This is a genomic window from Arthrobacter arnarulunnguaqae (assembly GCF_051262515.1).
Taxonomy (GTDB): domain Bacteria; phylum Actinomycetota; class Actinomycetes; order Actinomycetales; family Micrococcaceae; genus Arthrobacter_N.
The window spans coordinates 451811-469935 of sequence record NZ_JBIMER010000001.1 but is presented as its reverse complement, the minus strand read 5'-3'; the positions used below and the strand labels follow the sequence as shown (position 1 = coordinate 469935).

Genomic DNA, 18125 nt, shown 5'->3' with positions numbered 1-18125 from the left:
GCCTTTTCGTCTCAGCGCGGGGCACCGACCTGGGCCAGCAACTGCTGGCGCTGGCGCAGTGCACGCTGCAGCAGCAGTTGCTCCTGACGCTGGGCCGCCTCCACCCCGTGCCCACGGACGATCCGGTGGCGCTCCGCGGCCAAGCGCACCGCCGTCGTCGTGAAGTCCCGCATCAGGCCGCCGGCGCCGTACCCGCGGGCCCACGAGGCGGCGGCCCTCCGGCCGGCCGCCGTTGAGAGCATCGCGACCTCGCGGTCCGTGAACCAGCCGGCTTTCCGGTAGTCGCCGAGACGGCGTTCGGTCAGGCGCCGTTCCGCGCGGCGCAGGAGCCAGACGGCAACCACCGCGCAGATGAAGAGCGGCACCTGCAGGAGCACGTAGAACGACCAGAAATCCGGGAAGAAGACGGCCAGCCCGCCGTTCCACAGGAAATGCCCGAGGATCGCGGGAACCAGGCCCACGATGAAATAGCGTACCCACCACCGGCGGTGCCCCCGGGACGCGGCCAGGCCCAGGGCGAACCCCGTCCACGCGGTGAACAGCACGTGCGCGAACGGCGAGAAGAGTCCCCGCATGACAAACATTTCAGCAACCGCGTCGCCGCCGGCCGCGGTGGCACTGGCGAAATAGAGGATGTTCTCCGTAAAGGCGAATCCGGCGCCAACGGCCCCTCCATAGACGATCCCATCCACCGGGCCGTCGAAGTGCGAGCCGCGCACGAGGAAGATCAACAGCACGCCCAGGCCCTTGGCCAGTTCCTCGACAACCGGCGCCTGGACGACGGCCCCGAAGAGGCCCGGTTCGGCGATGTCCGTCGCGGCGACGATCGGCGCGAAGACGAAGCGGCCCAGCAGCAGCGTGCCTCCCACGGACGCCCCTGCGCCCCAAATGAGGGCCAGCGCCACGGCGCTCTTCGGCTCCGGGTCCCAACGGTCCACCCACCAGAGCCCGGCCAAGCAGATGGCCAACGGAACCATCGCCAGGAACGCCAACGGAAGCAGAACGTCGCGGCCGAAGTTGTCGGCGAGGATGTTCCCCACGTAGACCAGTGCACCCACACACAGCACAAAGGACGCCGAGGCGCGGGAGTCCGCGAACCTGACCAGGCGGTCCATCAGCGGCGCCACCGGTTGCGCGGGCCGGGGACCGGGCCAGGGAGGGGGTACCGCGGGTACCGCCGAGCGCGAATCGTCCGGGGTGTCGGCGTGTGAGGAAAGGCTCATGCCACCCAGCTTAGGTCGATGCGGCCCTGTGGTAATTTTGACGAGGCAGTCACCCTTTAAATGCCGTCCTGTGAGGCGGGGAAGGAGGCGGCAACTTGGACACTGCAGGCGCAACACAGCGGCCCGGAGTCAACGAGCCGAAAAACGCGCGGACGGTATTGTCCGCGGGCGATATCGAACGCGTCCTCACGCGCGTCGCCCACGAGATCATTGAAGGCAACAAGGGCACCCGGGACCTGGTGCTGCTGGGCATCCCGCGTCGCGGTTATCCGCTGGCCCAGCGGCTGGCCCGCCGCATCGCGGAGGCGGAGGGCAACATCGACGCCGAGGCCATCGTCGGCCAGCTGGATGTGACCATGTACCGCGACGACCTGCGCCACGGAACCTCCCGGACGCCGTCGCCCACCAAGCTCCCGCCCGGCGGCATCGACGGCAAGGTGGTCGTCATAGTCGACGACGTGCTGTACTCGGGCCGCACGGTGCGCGCCGCGCTCGACGCCCTGGCGGACATCGGGCGCCCCCGCATCGTCCGCCTGGCCGTGCTGGTGGACAGGGGCCACCGCGAGCTACCGATCCGGGCGGACCATGTCGGCAAGAACCTCCCGACCGCCACCAGCGAGAAGGTGCGCGTCCGCCTGCAGGAGACGGATACGGAAGAGGGCCGGGCCATCAACGAGGTCGTCATCGAGGGACCCGCATGAGGCACCTCCTGTCCACGCAGGACCTCGGCCGCGAGGACGCCATCCGCATCCTGGACATCGCGGAGGAAATGGCCGCCGTCGGGACGCGGGAAATCAAGAAGCTACCGGCGCTGCGCGGCCGCACCGTGGTGAACCTCTTCTTCGAGGACTCCACCCGGACGCGCATTTCGTTCGAGGCCGCCGCCAAACGGCTCTCGGCCGACGTCATCAACTTCGCGGCCAAGGGATCCTCGGTTTCCAAGGGCGAATCGCTGAAGGACACGGCCCAGACGCTGGAGGCGATCGGCGCCGACGCCGTCGTCATCCGCCACTGGGCATCCGGCGCGCCGGCAAGGCTCGCCGCCACCGACTGGATCTCCTCCGCCGTGGTCAACGCCGGCGACGGTACCCACGAACACCCCACGCAGGCACTACTCGACGCGTTTACGCTGCGCCGGCACTGGTCGCGTGTGCGCGGCGGGTCGTCGCTCGGTGCGGACCTGGCGGGAATGCGGATCGTCATCGTCGGGGACATCCTGCACTCGCGTGTGGCCCGGTCCAACCTGTGGTTGCTGCGCACGCTGGGGGCCGAGGTCACCATGGTCGCGCCCCCCACGCTCCTGCCCGTCGGGGCCGGCTCCTGGCCGTGCACCATCAACTACGACCTCGACGACGCCCTGGCCCAGGGACCCGACGCGGTCATGATGCTCCGCGTGCAGGGAGAGCGGATGAACGCCTCGTTCTTCCCCAGCACGCGCGAGTACTCCCGTCGCTGGGGTTTCGACGACACCCGCCTGGCGGCCCTCGACGAGCGCGGCTTGCACGACACCGTCATCTTGCACCCGGGCCCGATGAACCGCGGGCTGGAGATCTCCTCCGGCGCCGCCGATTCGTCCCGGTCCACCGTGCTGGACCAGGTGCGCAACGGCGTCTCCGTGCGGATGGCCGTGCTCTACCTGCTTCTGTCCGGCGACAACAACCGCGGACCCACGACCTAGAAACCGGAGACACCCATGAACAACACCACCACCACCGGCGACTTCCTCATCCGTGGCGCCTCCATCCTCGGCGAGGGTGCCGCCGACCTGCTGCTCAGCGGCGGCACCATCGCGGCGGTCGGCGAAGCTGCGTCGGCGGACCCGCGGGCGGCGTCCGCCACGGTGATCGACGCGGCGGGCCTCGTCGCCCTTCCCGGCATGGTCGACCTCCACACCCACCTGCGCGAGCCCGGCCGGGAGGACGCGGAAACGGTCGAGACCGGGACGCGTGCCGCCGCGCTGGGCGGGTTCACCGCCGTACACGCCATGGCCAACTCCAACCCGGTCGCGGATACCGCCGGCGTCGTCGAGCAGGTCTGGAGCCTGGGTCGGCGCAGCGGCTGGGCGGACGTCCGCCCAGTCGGTGCGGTCACGGTGGGACTCGCGGGCGAACAGCTCTCCGAACTGGGCGCCATGGCCGACTCCCGGGCGCGCGTTCGCGTCTTCTCCGACGACGGCCTGTGCGTCCACGATCCCGTGATCATGCGGCGCGCGCTCGAGTACGTCAAGGCCTTCGACGGGGTGATCGCCCAGCACGCGCAGGAGCCTCGCTTGACCGAAGGCGCCCAGATGAACGAGGGCGAGGTTTCGGCCGTGCTCGGGATGGTCGGATGGCCGGCCGTCGCCGAGGAGGCGATCATCGCCCGCGACGTGCTGCTGGCCGAACACGTAGATTCGCGCCTTCACGTGTGCCACGTCTCGACGTCCGGCAGCGTGGACATCATCCGCTGGGCCAAGGCGCGCGGCATCCGGGTCACCGCGGAGGTCACGCCGCACCACCTGCTCCTCACCGACGAACTCGTGCGCAGCTACGATCCCGTGTACAAGGTCAACCCACCGCTACGCCGCGAAGTGGACGTCATGGCACTGCGCGAGGCCCTGGCCGACGGGACGATCGACATCGTCGGCACCGACCACGCCCCGCACCCGAGCGAGGCGAAGGAATGCGAGTGGGCCCAGGCCGCCATGGGCATGACGGGTCTGGAGACGGCCCTCTCCGTGGTCCAGCACGCCATGATCGAGACCGGCATGATGACATGGGCTGACTTCGCCCGCGTCACGTCAACTGCTCCCGCCCGGATCGGCCTCGTCGAGGACCAGGGGCGCCCGCTCGAGGCGGGCGAACCGGCCAACCTCGTCCTGGTTGATCCGGCCGCCCGTTGGACCGTGGACCCCGCCGCCATGGCCACCATGGGCCGCAACTCTCCGTTCGCCGGGCTCGAACTGCCCGGCGCCGTCGTGGCGACGTTTTTCCACGGCTTCCCCACCGTGCTGGAAGGCGAACTGAACTCGCCACGCCCGGCGGAAGGCACCCTCTGATGAACCAGTACCTTCCCGCGATCCTGGTCACGGCGGCCATCTGCGTCGTGCTCGTGCTGCTGATCGCGCTTGGGTGGCGGAACCGCCTCCGACGCCAGTCCGACGTCGCCGCGCCCGAGCCCGCGCCCGGCGACCTCGGGGCTCCCTCCGCGTCCGCCGAGGGACAGTACGTCAGCACGACGGCGGGGGGGGACTGGTTGGACCGGATCGCCGTCCATTCGCTCGGGCTTAAATCCAATGCGGTCCTCGAAGTCCACCCGGACGGACTGCTGTTCGTTCGGAACGGAGCGCCGAACCTCTACATCGGGCGGGCCGAGCTGTCCGGCGTCCGACGCGAATCCGGCATGGCCGGAAAGTTCGTGGAGAAGAACGGGTTGCTGGTCCTCTCCTGGCGGTTGGGAGACCGCGAGGTGGACACCGGATTCCGTCCCCGCCGCCCCGCCGACATGGTGCCGCTCGCATCGGCCGTCGCGGCCCTCGCGGGCACCGCCGCCGACACCATCACGACCACCCCCAAGATCCCCGCAGAAGAGAAGGACACCCAGTGAGTGCACAGACCACCACCGAACCCGCCGTCCTGGTGCTCGAGGACGGCCGCGTCTTCCGCGGAAGCCCCTACGGCGCCGTCGGAACCGCCCTCGGAGAAGCCGTGTTTTCCACCGGCATGACCGGCTACCAGGAGACCATCACGGACCCCTCCTACGCGCGCCAGATCGTGGTCCAGACGGCCCCGCACATCGGCAACACCGGCGTGAACGCCGACGACGCCGAGTCCCGGCGCATCTGGGTCGCCGGATACATCGTCCGCGACGCCGCGCGGCGTCCCTCCAACTGGCGTTCCGAGCGCTCGCTCGACGACGAGTTGGTGGATCAGGGCGTGGTCGGTATCCAGGGTGTCGACACGCGCGCGATCACCCGCCACCTCCGCGAACGCGGCGCCATGAAGGCCGGGGTCTTCTCCGGCGAGTCCGCGCGCCGCCCGGAATCCGATCTGCTGGCCGAGGTCCGCGCCCAAGCCGACATGAAGGGCGCGCGGCTCGCGGAGGAAGTCAGCATCGACGCCGCGTACACCGTGGAACCGGCCGACCGCGGGTGGGACGCCGAGCCGCTGTTCACCGTGGCGGCGCTCGACCTCGGGATCAAGTCGATGACCCCCCACCGGTTCGCCGAGCGCGGGGTGCGCGTGCACGTGCTTCCCGCGACGTCGACCGTGGAGGACGTGCTGGAGCTCGCGCCGGACGGGGTCTTCATGTCCAACGGCCCGGGCGACCCGGCCACCGCCGATGCCCAGGTCCTCCTGCTCCGTGAGGTCCTGGACCGCGGCCTGCCGTTCTTCGGCATCTGCTTCGGCAACCAGATCCTGGGACGTGCGCTGGGCTTCGGCACCTATAAGCTGCCCTACGGACACCGCGGGATCAACCAGCCCGTGATGGACCGCACCACCGGCAAGGTGGAGATCACCAGCCAGAACCACGGCTTCGCCGTCGACGCGCCGCTGGACGGCGCGCTGGCCGCGCCCGAGTCGCGTTTCGGCCGGGTTGAGGTCAGCCACGTCAGCCTGAACGACGACGTCGTCGAGGGCCTGCGCTGCCTCGACATCCCCGCCTTCTCCGTCCAGTACCACCCGGAGGCGGCGGCCGGTCCGCACGACTCCGCGTACCTCTTTGACCGCTTCATCGACGTGATGGCCCAGGCCAAGAACGGCACCGCGTCCGACTCCAAGGAAGAGAACTAATGCCCAAGCGCGAAGACCTCAAGTCCGTCCTGGTCATCGGGTCGGGCCCGATCGTCATCGGCCAGGCGGCCGAATTCGACTACTCCGGCACGCAGGCCCTGCGCGTGCTGAAGGAGGAGGGCCTGCGGGTCATCCTCGTCAACTCCAACCCGGCCACCATCATGACCGACCCCGAGTTCGCCGACGCCACCTACGTCGAGCCGATCACGCCCGAGGTCGTCGAGATGATCATCGCCAAGGAGCGTCCCGATGCGGTCCTCCCGACCCTGGGCGGACAAACCGCGCTGAACACGGCCATCGCCCTGGACAAGAACGGCGTGCTGGAGAAGTACAACGTGGAATTGATCGGCGCGAACATCGAGGCAATCGAACTCGGTGAGGACCGCGAGAAGTTCAAGGGCGTCGTCGAACGTTGCGGTGCGGAGTCCGCGAAATCGGTCATCGTGCACACGATGGACGAGGCCTTCGCCGCGGTGGAGGAACTGAACTACCCCGTCGTCGTCCGTCCGTCCTTCACCATGGGCGGCCTCGGCTCCGGCATGGCCTACAACGCCGAAGACCTGCGCCGCATCGCCGGCGCCGGGCTCCAGTACTCGCCGACCACCGAGGTGCTTCTGGAGGAGTCCATCCTCGGGTGGAAGGAATACGAGCTGGAGATGATGCGCGACAAGAACGACAACGTCGTGGTCGTCTGCTCCATCGAGAACTTCGACCCGGTGGGCGTCCACACGGGCGACTCCATCACGGTGGCCCCCGCGATGACGCTGACCGACCGGGAGTACCAGAAGCTCCGCGACATCTCCATCGCGGTCATCCGCGAGGTCGGCGTCGACACCGGCGGCTGCAACATCCAGTTCGCGATCGAGCCGACCACCGGGCGCGTCGTCGTCATCGAGATGAACCCGCGCGTCTCGCGCTCCTCCGCGCTGGCGTCGAAGGCCACCGGCTTCGCCATCGCCAAGATCGCCACGAAGCTCTCCCTGGGCTACACGCTGGACGAGATCCCCAACGACATTACGAAGAAGACCCCGGCGTCGTTCGAGCCCACCCTGGACTACGTCGTCGTCAAGGTCCCGCGGTTCGCGTTCGAGAAGTTCCCGGCAGCCGACAAGACACTCACCACCACCATGAAGTCCGTCGGCGAGGCCATGGCCATCGGGCGCAACTTCACCGAGGCGCTGCAGAAGGCGTTGCGCTCGCTGGAGCAGAAGAACGCCGAACTGGCCTTCGACGCCCCCGACGCGGCCGAGATCCCCGAGATGCTGGAGTCCTCGCGCAAGGGAAGCACTGAGCGTCTCTACCGCGTTCAGCGCGCCCTGCTCGGCGGCGCGTCCATCGAGGAGGTCCACGAGGCGACGGCGATCGACCCGTGGTACTTGGACCAGCTGGCCCTGATCAACGAGACGGCGGAGACGATCCGCGCTTCGGGTGCGCTGACCGCGGACACGCTGCGCCTGGCCAAACGCCACGGGTTCTCCGACGCCCAGATCGGCGCCCTCACCAACACGCCGGAACCCGTGGTCCGCGGAGTGCGTCACGCCCTGGGTGTGCGCCCGGTCTACAAGACGGTGGACACCTGCGCCGCCGAGTTCGAGGCCTACACGCCGTACCACTACTCCTCCTACGACGAGGAGACCGAGGTCGGCACGCACGAAAAGCCGTCGATCATCATCCTCGGCTCCGGCCCGAACCGCATCGGGCAGGGCATCGAGTTCGACTACTCCTGCGTCCACGCGACGATGGCCCTGCGCGACGCCGGCTACGAGACCGTGATGGTCAACTGCAACCCGGAGACCGTCTCCACTGACTACGACGTCTCCACCCGCCTGTACTTCGAGCCGCTCACCCTCGAGGACGTATTGGAGGTCATCCACGCCGAGCAGGAGACCGGCGGCGTCCTCGGCGTCTTCGTCCAGCTCGGTGGCCAGACCCCGCTGAAGCTCGCCCAGGACCTCGCCGACGCCGGCGTCCCCATCCTCGGCACGTCGCCGGAGGCCATCGAACTGGCCGAGCACCGCGGCGCGTTCCAGCGCGTCTTGGACGCCGGCGGCCTGACCGCCCCGAAGAACGGCACCGCCGTTTCCTTCGAGGACGCCAAGCGCGTCGCCGACGAGATCGGGTATCCGGTGCTGGTGCGGCCCTCCTACGTGTTGGGCGGCCGCGGCATGGAAATCGTCTACGACGAGCCCAACCTGCTGCGCTACATCACCAACGCCACGGAGATCACCGAGGACCACCCCGTGTTGGTGGACCGGTTCCTCGAGGACGCCATCGAGATCGACGTCGACGCCCTCTACGACGGCACCGACCTGTACGTCGGCGGCATCATGGAGCACATCGAGGAGGCCGGGATCCACTCGGGCGACTCCGCCTGCGTCCTGCCGCCGATCACGCTGGGCACGGACGTCTGCCGGCGTGTCGTCGAGGCGACGCGTGTGATCGCGGACGGCGTGGGTGTGCGGGGCCTGATCAACATCCAGTTCGCCCTCGCATCCGACATCCTCTACGTCATCGAGGCGAACCCGCGGGCTTCCCGCACGGTGCCCTTCACCTCGAAGGCGACCGGCGTGCAGTTGGCCAAGGCAGCCGCCCTGATTGGCATGGACGTGTCCATCGCGGACCTGCGCCATGTCCACGGCCTGCTTCCGGAGACCGGCGACGGCTCCTCGCTGCCGGAGGAGGCTCCCTTCTCCGTGAAGGAAGCCGTGCTGCCGTTCGCGCGCTTCCGCACGCCGGAGGGCCGCGTCGTCGACTCCCTGCTCGGCCCGGAGATGCGCTCCACCGGCGAGGTCATGGGCATCGACAAGTACTTCGACACGGCGTTCGCGAAGGCCCAGGCAGGAGCGAACAACCCCCTGCCGACCAGCGGCAAGGTGTTCGTCTCCGTGGCCAACCGCGACAAGCGCTCCATCATCATCCCGGTCAAGCACCTGGCCGACCTCGGTTTCGAGGTGGTCTCCACGGGCGGCACCGCCGAGGTGCTGCGCCGCAACGGCATCTCCGCCACCGTGGTGCGCAAGGTGCGCGAGGGCAGCGCGGAGGGCGAGGACAACATCGTCGACCTGATCACCGACGGCAAGATCGACATGATCCTCAACACACCCTCCGGCGGGGACGCGCGCGGGGACGGCTACGAGATCCGCGCCGCGGCGACGTCCGTGGGCATCCCGGTGATTACGACCGTCGCCGAATTCGGGGCGGCGATCCAGGCCATCACGGCGATGCGCTCGTTCGACTGGACCGTCACGTCCTTGCAGGAGCACGCGGCGAACCTCAAGGCGGCCGTCGATGCCTAGCGGCCCGGCGGGCGGCGCGGACGGGCGGGTTCCCTTCGGGCAACGCCTGTCGGCCGCCATGGCGGAACACGGGCCGTTGTGCGTCGGCATCGATCCCCACGCGTCGTTGCTCGGCGCCTGGGGTCTGGCGGACGACGTCGACGGCCTCCGCGCCTTTTCACTGTCCGTCGTCGAATCGCTCGCCGGCGACGTGGCTGCCATCAAGCCGCAGGTCGCCCTGTACGAGCGCCACGGTTCGCGGGGGATGGCCGTGCTCGAGGAAACGCTTCGGGCGTGCCGCGAGGCGGGTCTGCTCACCATCGCCGACGCCAAGCGCGGGGACATCGGCTCCACCATGGCCGCCTACGCAGAGGCCTGGCTCGCCGACGGTTCGCCGCTGGCGGCCGACGCCGTCACGCTCAGTCCGTACCTCGGGTTCGGATCCCTGCGCCCTGCCCTGGACCTGGCCGCGTCCACCGGCCGCGGCGTCTTCGTGTTGGGGCTGACCTCCAATCCCGAGGGCGCGTCCGTGCAACACGTCGGCGGCTCCGATTCGGTGGCCCGCCGGATCGTCGAGTCCACGGGGGAGGAGAACGCCGGAGCCTCGCCGTTCGGCTCCACCGGGCTCGTCGTGGGTGCCACCGTCGGGGATGCCCTCTTACGCCTGGGGATCGACCTGGCGGCGTCCCGCGCCCCCGTGCTCGCACCTGGCTTCGGCGCGCAGGGTGCGACGGCGTCGGACCTCCGGACGGCGTTCGCGGATTGCTGGCCACAGGTGTTGGCGACCAGCAGCCGCGACGTGCTCCGCGCGGGTCCGGATCGGGACTCGCTGCGCGGCGCGGCGCTGCGCGTGCGGGACCAGCTTCTTTAGGCCCACGTCCGCCCGGCATTGATTGTGGCCCCATGGTTCGCTAGGTTCGGTTCAAGCAACGCCGAAATCGCGGTGAATTCCTAGTCAACCGGGGGTGCGCGCTATGGTACTAAAGTCATTGTCGGACGAGGACCGCGCCAGGGCGCGGGCCAAGGCCCTGACCTCCCGCACCCGGCGCGCCCAGGTGAAGGAGGACTTCGGGAAAGGCCGTCTGGACATCCAGCAGATCCTGGCGCTCGTGGCGGACGACGAGGCCGTGGGCCGCCTTCGGGTGGTCGACCTGCTGGAGTCGGTGCCGGGCGTCGGTGAAATCCGTGCGGCGGCCCTGATGGAGCGAATAGGAATTTCCCCCAACCGCAGACTGCGGGGACTGGGACGAAAACAGCGGGCGGCACTGGTCGGGCATTTCGCCGATTCGCCTCCCGCGGCAAAAACGAACTAAGGACACCATGCCGGCGCAGAGCCACCCGAACGTGACCGTACTAGCTGGCCCGACGGCTGTTGGCAAGGGGACGGTGTCCACCTACATCAGAGACAACTACCCGGAGGTCTGGCTCTCCGTCTCGGCCACCACGCGCGCACCTCGACCGGGGGAGCGCGACGGCGTGCACTACTTCTTCGTCCAGCCCGAGGACTTCGAGAGGTTCATCGCCGACGGCGACATGCTCGAATGGGCGGTGGTCCACGGACAGAATCGCTACGGCACCATTCGCTCGAAGGTCCAGGAGGCCGTCGACGCCGGACGCCACGTCCTGCTGGAGATCGATCTGCAGGGGGCGCGGCAGGTCCGCGAGAGCCTGCCGGAGGCCAAATTCGTGTTTCTGGCGCCGCCGTCGTGGGACGAACTGGTCCGCCGACTGACCGGCCGGGGCACGGAAACGGAGGTGGAACAACAGCGGCGCCTGGATACGGCTAAACTGGAACTTGCTGCCGAAGCGGAATTCGACGTCACCATCGTGAACGACGACGTCCGGCGGGCGGCCGACGAGCTGGTTTCCCACATGGGCCTCGCGCCGCACACGCGGTAGCGGCGGACCGGCACCGACGAACAACTCACAGAATTTGGAGGCTTCGTGTCCACGAACCTTGAAGGCATCATCAATCCGCCGATCGACGAATTGCTGACGACCACCGATTCCAAGTACGCGCTGGTCATCAACTCGGCGAAGCGCGCACGCCAGATCAACGCCTACTACTCGCAGCTCCACGAGGGACTTTTCGAGTACGTCGGCCCGTTGGTGGACACCAAGCTGAACGAGAAGCCGCTGTCGATCGCACTCCGTGAGATCAACGACGGCATGCTCGAGGTCACGCCCATCGCCGCAGAGCCCGCCGAGTAGCCCTCGCAACGATGGCAACCCAGCAGCGCATCGTCCTTGGAGTGGGCGGCGGCATCGCCGCCTACAAGGTCGCGTCGCTGCTGCGGTTGTTTAAGGAGGCCGGCCACGCCGTGGACGTGGTTCCCACGCGTTCCGCCCTCGAATTCGTCGGCAAGGCCACGTGGGAGGCGCTTTCGGGCCGACCGGTGACCGCCGACGTCTTCGACGCGGTCGACACGGTCAACCACGTGCGGCTCGGCCAGGAGGCCGACCTGGTGGTCGTGGCTCCGGCCACGGCCGACTTGTTGGCCCGGGCCGCCGCCGGACTGGCCAACGACCTCCTCACCAACACGCTTCTCGCGGCCAGCTGTCCCGTGGTCTTTGCCCCTGCCATGCACACCGAGATGTGGGAGCACCCGGCCACGGCAGCCAACGTCGAGACACTTCGTTCGCGCGGCGCCGTCGTGATCGATCCCGCCGTGGGCCGCCTCACCGGGAAGGATTCCGGCGCCGGGCGACTGCCCGAGGCACAGGAACTTTTCGACGCCGTCGCGCCGCTGCTCTCGGGCGGTCGCACCACGGCGTCCCCGGTGGCCGACGCGCCGTTCCCAGCGGCCGATCCCCACTCCCCACCGGAAACCGCCCCCGCGCAGGCACCGGGTCCGCGAGGCGGCGCCACTGGGCCGTTGGCCGGCCGCATCGTCGTCGTCAGCGCCGGCGGGACCCGCGAACCGCTGGACCCCGTGCGGTTCCTCGGCAACCGCTCCTCCGGCAAGCAGGGAAGCGCCATCGCGCGGGCCGCCCTCGCCGCGGGCGCCACCGTGCGCTTCGTCGCGGCGCACATGGATCAACCGGCCCCGGAGGGCGTGGAGTTGGCCACCGCCTCCACGGCCCTGGAGCTCCGCGACGCCGTCAACGCCGCCGCCGAGGGCGCGGACGTGCTCGTCATGGCCGCCGCCGTCGCGGACTTCCGGCCCGCCGCATACAACGGCACCAAAATCAAGAAGCAGGACGACGGCACTACTCCCACCATCGAGCTGGTGCGCAACCCGGACATCCTCGCGGAGCTGGTGCGGCGCCGCGCGGACGAGTCGGTACGCACGCGACTGCCGCGCATGATCGTGGGGTTCGCCGCCGAGACCGGCGACGCCGAGGGATCCGTCTTGGAACACGGCCGCAGCAAGTTGGCCCGGAAGGGCTGTGAACTCCTCGTGGTCAACGAGGTCGGCGAGGGTCTGGTCTTCGGCACCGAGCACAATTCGGTGACCGTGCTGGCCGCCGACGGAGCGCGTCCGCGCAAATTCGAGGGCCCCAAGGGACGCGTCGCCACCGGGATCGTGGGCGTCATTTCGGACGTGCTGAACCGGTAGAGTGGTTCGGTGACTCGAGACAATTCCGCCCTGCGCCTGTTCAGCTCCGAATCGGTCACCGAGGGCCACCCCGACAAGATCTGCGACCAGATCAGCGACGCCATCCTGGACGCCATGCTGGCCCAGGACCCCGACTCGCGCGTGGCCGTCGAGACACTCACCACCACCGGACTCGTCCATGTGGCCGGCGAGGTCACGACCAAGGGCTATGTCGAGATCCCGCAGCTGGTCCGCCAGACCCTGCTTGACATCGGCTACGACTCCTCCGGAAACGGTTTCGACGGCGCGCGCTGCGGCGTCTCCGTCTCGATCGGACAGCAATCCCCGGAGATCGCCGACGGCGTCTTCAACTCCCTGGAGGCCCGGGAAGGCATCCAGGAGGATCCGCGGGACCTGCAGGGCGCCGGCGACCAGGGCATCATGTTCGGGTTCGCCTCGGACGAGACCGCCGTGCTCATGCCCACCCCCATCTTCCTCGCCCACCGGCTGTCCGAACGTCTCACCGAAGTCCGTAAGACCGGACTCCAGCCGCTCCTGCGCCCGGACGGCAAGACGCAGGTGACGATCGGCTACGACGGGGACAGGCCGGTGTCCGTGGAAACGGTCGTCGTTTCCTCCCAGCACGCAACCGAACTCCTGCTGCCCCAGCTGCAGGAGGACCTGATGGAGCTCGTGGTGAAGCCCGTGCTCGCCGGAACCGATCTGGACATCAGCGAAACACGCATCATCCTGAACCCCTCCGGACCGTTCATCATCGGCGGCCCCGTCGGGGACGCCGGCCTGACCGGACGCAAGATCATCGTCGACACCTACGGCGGCTTCGCCCGCCACGGCGGCGGAGCGTTCAGCGGCAAGGACCCGTCCAAGGTCGACCGTTCGGCCGCCTACGCCATGCGCTGGATCGCCAAGAACGTCGTCGCGGCCGGTCTCGCCCGGCGTGCCGAGATCCAGGTTGCCTACGCGATCGGCGTCGCCCGGCCCGTGGGACTGTACGTGGAGACGTTCGGGACGGAGACGGTGGATCCGCTGCGCATCGAGGAGTCCATCCGCGAGATCTTCGATCTGCGTCCGCTGGGCATCATCGAGGACCTGGACCTGAAGCGCCCCATCTACCAGCGGACCGCCGCCCACGGGCACTTCGGACGCGAGGAGCCGGACTTCACCTGGGAGCGCACGGACCGCGCGGACGCCCTGCGCAGCTACTTCAACGCCTGAGCGATCCGTTCGTGGAGGCGCGCCAGCCCTCGCTGCTGCAGGGGTTCGACGTCGGCAAGCCGTTGCCCGGCACTCCGGAGGCCGCGGCGGTCCTACCGGTGGCGCGCGTGCTGCTGGAGACCCAGGTGCCGCACCTGGATCGTTTCTACGACTACCTGGTCCCCGCCGCGCTGTCCGAGACGGCGCGCGCCGGCGTCCGCGTGCGCGCGCGTTTCGGCGGACAGGACCTGCCCGGGTTCATCGTGGAGCGCCGCGCGGACGCGGAGCCAGGCGTCCGGCTGCAACCGCTGGACAAGGTCGTCTCCGCGGAGGTGGTCCTGACGCCGGAGGTGCTCCGGCTGTGCCAGACCGTAGCGGCACGCTACGCGGGCACCGTGGCCGACGTCGTGCGGAGCGCCGTTCCACCGCGCATGGCCCGCGTGGAGCGCGAGCCCCGCGACTCCGCCGCCGAAAGCCTCCCGGGCGCGGTCCCAGCCACCGTGCCCGACACCCCACCCGACACCGCGGCGAACCCTTTCGCCGCGTACGACGGCGGCACCGACTTCACGGCGGCCCTCGCCGCCGGTGATTCGCCGCGCGCCGTCCTGAGCGTGCTGCCCAACCAGCCCGGCGGTTGGCCCGCGCTGCTGGCCGGCGCGGTCGCGGCCTGCGTGCGCTCCGGACGCGGCGCCGTCGTCGTCGTACCCGATGCCCGCGACCTGCGCCGCCTCACCGACGCACTCGACGCGACGCCGGGCGCCGATTCCTACGCCCGGCTCACCGCCGACGACGGCGCGACGCCGCGCTACCGCAATTTCCTGCGCGCCGCGCGCAACGAGGTCAGGGTGGCCGTTGGCACGCGCTCCGCGGCATTCGCTCCGGTGGGCGACCTCGGTCTGCTCGTGCTGTGGGAGGACCACGACTCGAGCCACGCCGAACCCAGGGCGCCCTACCACCATGTCCGCGAGACGCTCCTGCTCCGGGCGGGGGAGGCCGGCTGCGGACTGCTCATCGCCGCGCACGGCCGTAGCGCCGAGGCCCAGCGGCTGGTCCTGACCGGGTGGGCGTCCGAGCTCGCCGCGCCGCGCGCGGCCCTGCGTGCGGCCGCGCCCCGGGTGCTCGCGTCGTCGGATTCGCACCAGGCCGAGCGCGACCCCCTGTTGCACGCCGCGCGTCTGCCCCAGGTCGCATGGAAGGCCGCCGCCGACGCCCTGTCCACGGGGCCGGTGCTGGTGCAGGTGGCGCGTACCGGTTTCGTTCCCGCCCTGCGTTGCGAACGGTGCCGGGAAAGCGCGCGATGCGCGGAATGCGCCGGCCCGCTGGGATACGGCGATGCGCGTTCGGTCCCCGCCTGCCGCTGGTGCGGCGTCCAGATGCCGGTGTGGACCTGCCCCGAATGCGGGGGACACCGCCTGCGCGCCGGCACCATCGGGGCCGACCGGACCGCGGAGGAGCTCGGCCGGGCCTTCCCGCGCGCGCCGGTGGTCAGCGCGACGGGCGCGCAGCCCCGAGAGCGGGTGGGTCCGGGCCCCGCCGTCGTGGTGGCGACACCGGGCGCCGAACCGGTCGCCGAGGGCGGCTACGCCGCCGTGTTGTTGCTGGACGGAGACCGGATGTTGGCCCGCGACGGCCTGCGCACCGGCGAGGACGTGCTCCACCGCTGGCTTGCAGCGGCCTCGTTGGCCCGATCCTCCAAGGACGGGGGAGTCGTGGTGGTCGCCGCCGTCGCCTCGGATCCCCTCAGCGCGATGGTGCGCTGGGACCCGGCGGTCTTCGCGGAGCGCGAGCTGGCCCAACGACGCGAACTGGGGTTGCCGCCCGCGGTCCGCACCGCCGTCGTAACGGGCCCGGCCACGGCGACGGACCGCTTCGTGGCCTCGCTCGACCTTCCCCCGTCGGCGCGCACGAACGGCCCCGTCATCGAGGAGGACGGGGACCACCGGTGGATCATCTTCTATCCCTACGCCGACGGGGCGGCCGTCACGGCCGAACTGCGCAAGCAACGGGCCGTCTCCTCCGCCCAGCGCGATCCGGTGGTCAACGTGCGCGTGGATCCCGACGGTGTCCTCTAACGCGTCAGGAACTCGCGGATGTGGCCGGCGGCCTCCAACGGTTTCTCATAGTGGATCAGGTGGCCCACCCCCTCGATGACCCGCAGGTCCGCGGAGCGGAAGCCCGCGGCCAGCCTCCTTTGGCCGGCGACGGACCCCAGTTCGTCCAGCGCGCCGGCGACCAGGAGGGTCGGCACGGGGATCTGGGGCGCGACTTGCAGCACCGTGCCGCTGATGGAGGACGCATAGGCTTCGCGCAGCGTGTCCCGGCCGTTGAAGCGGCTGAAGTAGCGGCGGTGCTGGTCCTTGACGTAGGAGCGCACCGCTCGGTGGCGCGACTTGGTCATGGCCAGGCTCATGAGGTCCGAGATGAGTCTCCAACGCAGAAGCGGTTCGCCGAGCGCGGCCGGGAGCATGGAACCGACGGCGTAGAAGACGCCGGCCGCCTTGGACATCAGTGCGTTGGACCCTTCGAGCGCGGGCTCGCAGATGGGGTTGACCAGCACCAGCCGGCGGAAGGACCCCGGATGGTCGGCCAACAGGCGGGCGGCGACGAGGGTTCCGAACGAATGCCCGAGCAGGGTCGTCGAGGGCCCCAGCCCGAGCTGTCCTGCCAGTTCCCTGACGGCTACGGCGTACCCCGCCGCGTCGTGCGCCGTGCCGCGCATCGGCGTCGAGTCCCCGAAACCGGGCAGGTCGGGCACGACGACGGCGTACTCGGGCAGCGCGTCGACGAGGAGCTGGAGCCCATGGTGGTCGCCACGGAATCCGTGGACGGCCAGGATGGTTCCCGCGGGGGCGCCAGCGGCGGGGTAGGTCCAACACCTGAGGTCCGCCCCCAGGATGCGGTGTGTGCTGACCAGTGTTGCGTCCGGGCGGGAAGACATGGAATCCACCCTAGCGGGAGCCGGGGCCGTGGCCGTGGTCGCCATCGTCGTTGTCGTTGTCGTTGTCGTTGTCGTTGTCGTTGTGCCGATCGTCGGCGATCTCCGCGAGCTCCGCGGCCGCCGCCTCGTCGAGGACCAGATCCGTGATCAGCCCCATGCCGAGTGCCGCCGCGAGGGCCGGTACCTTCGAGCGGCCCGCCACGGCGCACACCCTGCGGGGGACACGACGCAGGACCTCGAGTGGAGGCCCGGTGGATCGCCGGTTCAATTCGATGGCATCCGTCGCCCCGTCCGCCGTGAAGAACGTGGTGGCGACGTCGCCCACGACGCCCCGGGCGCGGATTTCCTCGAGGTCCCGCGGAGTGAGGTAGCCGCCCCGGTAGACGTGGCTGGGGACATCGGCGTCTACGGTGCCCAGCCCGAACAGGACGAGCCCCATGTGCCGCTGCAGATCCAAGACCCTGGTGATGGACCGTTCCCGCCACATGAGTTCACGCGTGTGCGCGTCGTCGAAGAACGTCGGGACGGGAAACTGTTCGATACGGGCGCCGTATGCCGCGCCGAACCGTTGCAGGATGTCTGAGGCGTAGGCGATGCCGGACGACTGCACGTTTCCGGATCCGTTGAGTTGCACCACGACCGTTCCGCGGGTGGGATGCGGCTTGAGGTGGCGGCTGATCGCGCTGACGGTAGAGCCCCAGGCCACACCGATGATCATGTCGGAACCCACCAGCCGCGTCAGGATCCCGGCGGCATGCACCGCGACCCGTTCCAGGACGTCCGCCTCGCTCAGCTCCCGATCGGTGGGCACGGCATGAACGGTGATCCCGTACCGCTCCGCGAGCCGACGCTCCAACTCAGGCGTGGGCGAACTGGCCTTGTTGACCACGAAACTCACGACCCCGGTTTCGCGCGCCCTGCCCAGGAGCCGCGACACGGTGGACCGCGACACGCGCAGCTCGCGGGCGATGGCGTCCATGGTCAGGTTCTGCATGTAGTAGAGCTGGGCGGCACGCAAAACATCGGCGTCCTGTCCCTGGCTGCGCGGGTGCCGCCGCCCGTGGTCGATCCGTCCACTTCCGACGTCGTTCATGGTGTGTCGCCGCTCATAATCTGTCCCGTTCCTGGAATTAGTGCACATTCGTGCATACGCATTGACGTGT

16 protein-coding genes are annotated in these 18125 nt (G+C 69.6%); 13 read left to right on the top strand and 3 right to left on the bottom strand.

Features of this window, described 5'->3' with window-relative positions:
• Positions 1–11: 11 nt before the first annotated feature.
• Positions 12–1223 (bottom strand): PrsW family intramembrane metalloprotease, encoded by a 1212-nt coding sequence (locus ACHAAJ_RS02110; protein ID WP_435726198.1) that lies wholly within the window; start codon positions 1221–1223, stop codon positions 12–14.
• Between the two features lie 95 nt (positions 1224–1318).
• Between ACHAAJ_RS02110 and pyrR the strand changes: the two genes are divergently transcribed.
• The 13 genes from pyrR to ACHAAJ_RS02045 all read left to right on the top strand — a co-directional run bounded on the left by pyrR (position 1319) and on the right by ACHAAJ_RS02045 (position 16096).
• A complete protein-coding gene (gene pyrR / locus ACHAAJ_RS02105; RefSeq protein ID WP_435726197.1) occupies positions 1319–1924 on the top strand; it encodes a bifunctional pyr operon transcriptional regulator/uracil phosphoribosyltransferase PyrR in 606 nt (201 codons plus the stop codon).
• Entirely contained in the window at positions 1921–2901 is a 981-nt protein-coding gene (locus tag ACHAAJ_RS02100; RefSeq protein ID WP_435726196.1) for an aspartate carbamoyltransferase catalytic subunit, read from the top strand. The genes pyrR and ACHAAJ_RS02100 overlap by 4 nt, the downstream gene beginning before the upstream one ends.
• A 15-nt stretch (positions 2902–2916) precedes the next feature.
• Positions 2917–4260 (top strand): dihydroorotase, encoded by a 1344-nt coding sequence (locus ACHAAJ_RS02095; RefSeq protein ID WP_435726195.1) that lies wholly within the window; start codon positions 2917–2919, stop codon positions 4258–4260.
• Positions 4260–4808, top strand: a complete 549-nt coding sequence (locus ACHAAJ_RS02090; RefSeq protein ID WP_435726194.1) for a PH-like domain-containing protein — start codon at positions 4260–4262, stop codon at positions 4806–4808. Before ACHAAJ_RS02095 ends, ACHAAJ_RS02090 begins: the two co-directional genes overlap by 1 nt.
• Entirely contained in the window at positions 4805–5995 is a 1191-nt protein-coding gene (gene carA, locus ACHAAJ_RS02085) for a glutamine-hydrolyzing carbamoyl-phosphate synthase small subunit (RefSeq protein WP_435726193.1), read from the top strand. Before ACHAAJ_RS02090 ends, carA begins: the two co-directional genes overlap by 4 nt.
• On the top strand, positions 5995–9291 hold the full coding sequence (carB, locus tag ACHAAJ_RS02080; protein ID WP_435726192.1) for a carbamoyl-phosphate synthase large subunit: 3297 nt from the start codon (positions 5995–5997) through the stop codon (positions 9289–9291). Before carA ends, carB begins: the two co-directional genes overlap by 1 nt.
• Positions 9284–10141: an orotidine-5'-phosphate decarboxylase gene (gene pyrF / locus ACHAAJ_RS02075; protein WP_435726191.1), complete on the top strand. Its 858-nt coding sequence runs from the start codon at positions 9284–9286 to the stop codon at positions 10139–10141. The genes carB and pyrF overlap by 8 nt, the downstream gene beginning before the upstream one ends.
• Positions 10142–10244: 103 nt before the next feature.
• Positions 10245–10583 carry an integration host factor, actinobacterial type gene (mihF, locus tag ACHAAJ_RS02070; protein WP_435726190.1) on the top strand — a complete coding sequence of 113 codons (339 nt, stop codon included), beginning with the start codon at positions 10245–10247 and terminating at the stop codon, positions 10581–10583.
• Between the two features lie 7 nt (positions 10584–10590).
• Positions 10591–11169, top strand: coding sequence for a guanylate kinase (gene gmk, locus ACHAAJ_RS02065; protein ID WP_435726189.1), 579 nt, complete (start codon positions 10591–10593; stop codon positions 11167–11169).
• Between the two features lie 45 nt (positions 11170–11214).
• Positions 11215–11481: a DNA-directed RNA polymerase subunit omega gene (rpoZ, locus tag ACHAAJ_RS02060; RefSeq protein WP_435726188.1), complete on the top strand. Its 267-nt coding sequence runs from the start codon at positions 11215–11217 to the stop codon at positions 11479–11481.
• A gap of 11 nt (positions 11482–11492) precedes the next feature.
• A complete protein-coding gene (locus tag ACHAAJ_RS02055; RefSeq protein ID WP_435726187.1) occupies positions 11493–12830 on the top strand; it encodes a bifunctional phosphopantothenoylcysteine decarboxylase/phosphopantothenate synthase in 1338 nt (445 codons plus the stop codon).
• Positions 12831–12839: 9 nt separating this feature from the next.
• Complete coding sequence (gene metK, locus ACHAAJ_RS02050) at positions 12840–14045, top strand: methionine adenosyltransferase (protein WP_435726186.1); 1206 nt, start codon at positions 12840–12842, stop codon at positions 14043–14045.
• 11 nt (positions 14046–14056) lie between these two features.
• The gene (locus ACHAAJ_RS02045) at positions 14057–16096 is read left to right on the top strand and encodes a primosomal protein N' (protein ID WP_435726185.1); all 2040 of its coding nucleotides are present in this window, start codon (positions 14057–14059) and stop codon (positions 16094–16096) included.
• On the opposite strand, the gene ACHAAJ_RS02040 is transcribed toward ACHAAJ_RS02045, so the two are convergent.
• Together ACHAAJ_RS02040 and ACHAAJ_RS02035 are read right to left on the bottom strand one after the other, a co-directional pair.
• Complete coding sequence (locus ACHAAJ_RS02040; protein WP_435726184.1) at positions 16093–16962, bottom strand: alpha/beta fold hydrolase; 870 nt, start codon at positions 16960–16962, stop codon at positions 16093–16095. The two genes, ACHAAJ_RS02045 and ACHAAJ_RS02040, sit on opposite strands and share 4 nt — an antisense overlap.
• A gap of 10 nt (positions 16963–16972) precedes the next feature.
• Positions 16973–18055: a sugar-binding transcriptional regulator gene (locus ACHAAJ_RS02035; protein WP_435726183.1), complete on the bottom strand. Its 1083-nt coding sequence runs from the start codon at positions 18053–18055 to the stop codon at positions 16973–16975.
• Between the last annotated feature and the right edge of the window lie 70 nt (positions 18056–18125).

What these genes read in the sequence shown, in the direction of transcription:
- ACHAAJ_RS02110 (WP_435726198.1), bottom strand. Translation starts at nt 1,223, where the DNA reads ATGAGCCTTTCCTCACACGCCGACACCCCGGACGATTCGCGCTCGGCG.
- ACHAAJ_RS02100 (WP_435726196.1), top strand. Translation starts at nt 1,921, where the DNA reads ATGAGGCACCTCCTGTCCACGCAGGACCTCGGCCGCGAGGACGCCATC.
- ACHAAJ_RS02095 (WP_435726195.1), top strand. Translation starts at nt 2,917, where the DNA reads ATGAACAACACCACCACCACCGGCGACTTCCTCATCCGTGGCGCCTCC.
- ACHAAJ_RS02090 (WP_435726194.1), top strand. Translation starts at nt 4,260, where the DNA reads ATGAACCAGTACCTTCCCGCGATCCTGGTCACGGCGGCCATCTGCGTC.
- carB (WP_435726192.1), top strand. Translation starts at nt 5,995, where the DNA reads ATGCCCAAGCGCGAAGACCTCAAGTCCGTCCTGGTCATCGGGTCGGGC.
- pyrF (WP_435726191.1), top strand. Translation starts at nt 9,284, where the DNA reads ATGCCTAGCGGCCCGGCGGGCGGCGCGGACGGGCGGGTTCCCTTCGGG.
- mihF (WP_435726190.1), top strand. Translation starts at nt 10,245, where the DNA reads ATGGTACTAAAGTCATTGTCGGACGAGGACCGCGCCAGGGCGCGGGCC.
- gmk (WP_435726189.1), top strand. Translation starts at nt 10,591, where the DNA reads ATGCCGGCGCAGAGCCACCCGAACGTGACCGTACTAGCTGGCCCGACG.
- ACHAAJ_RS02055 (WP_435726187.1), top strand. Translation starts at nt 11,493, where the DNA reads ATGGCAACCCAGCAGCGCATCGTCCTTGGAGTGGGCGGCGGCATCGCC.
- ACHAAJ_RS02040 (WP_435726184.1), bottom strand. Translation starts at nt 16,962, where the DNA reads ATGTCTTCCCGCCCGGACGCAACACTGGTCAGCACACACCGCATCCTG.
- ACHAAJ_RS02035 (WP_435726183.1), bottom strand. Translation starts at nt 18,055, where the DNA reads ATGAACGACGTCGGAAGTGGACGGATCGACCACGGGCGGCGGCACCCG.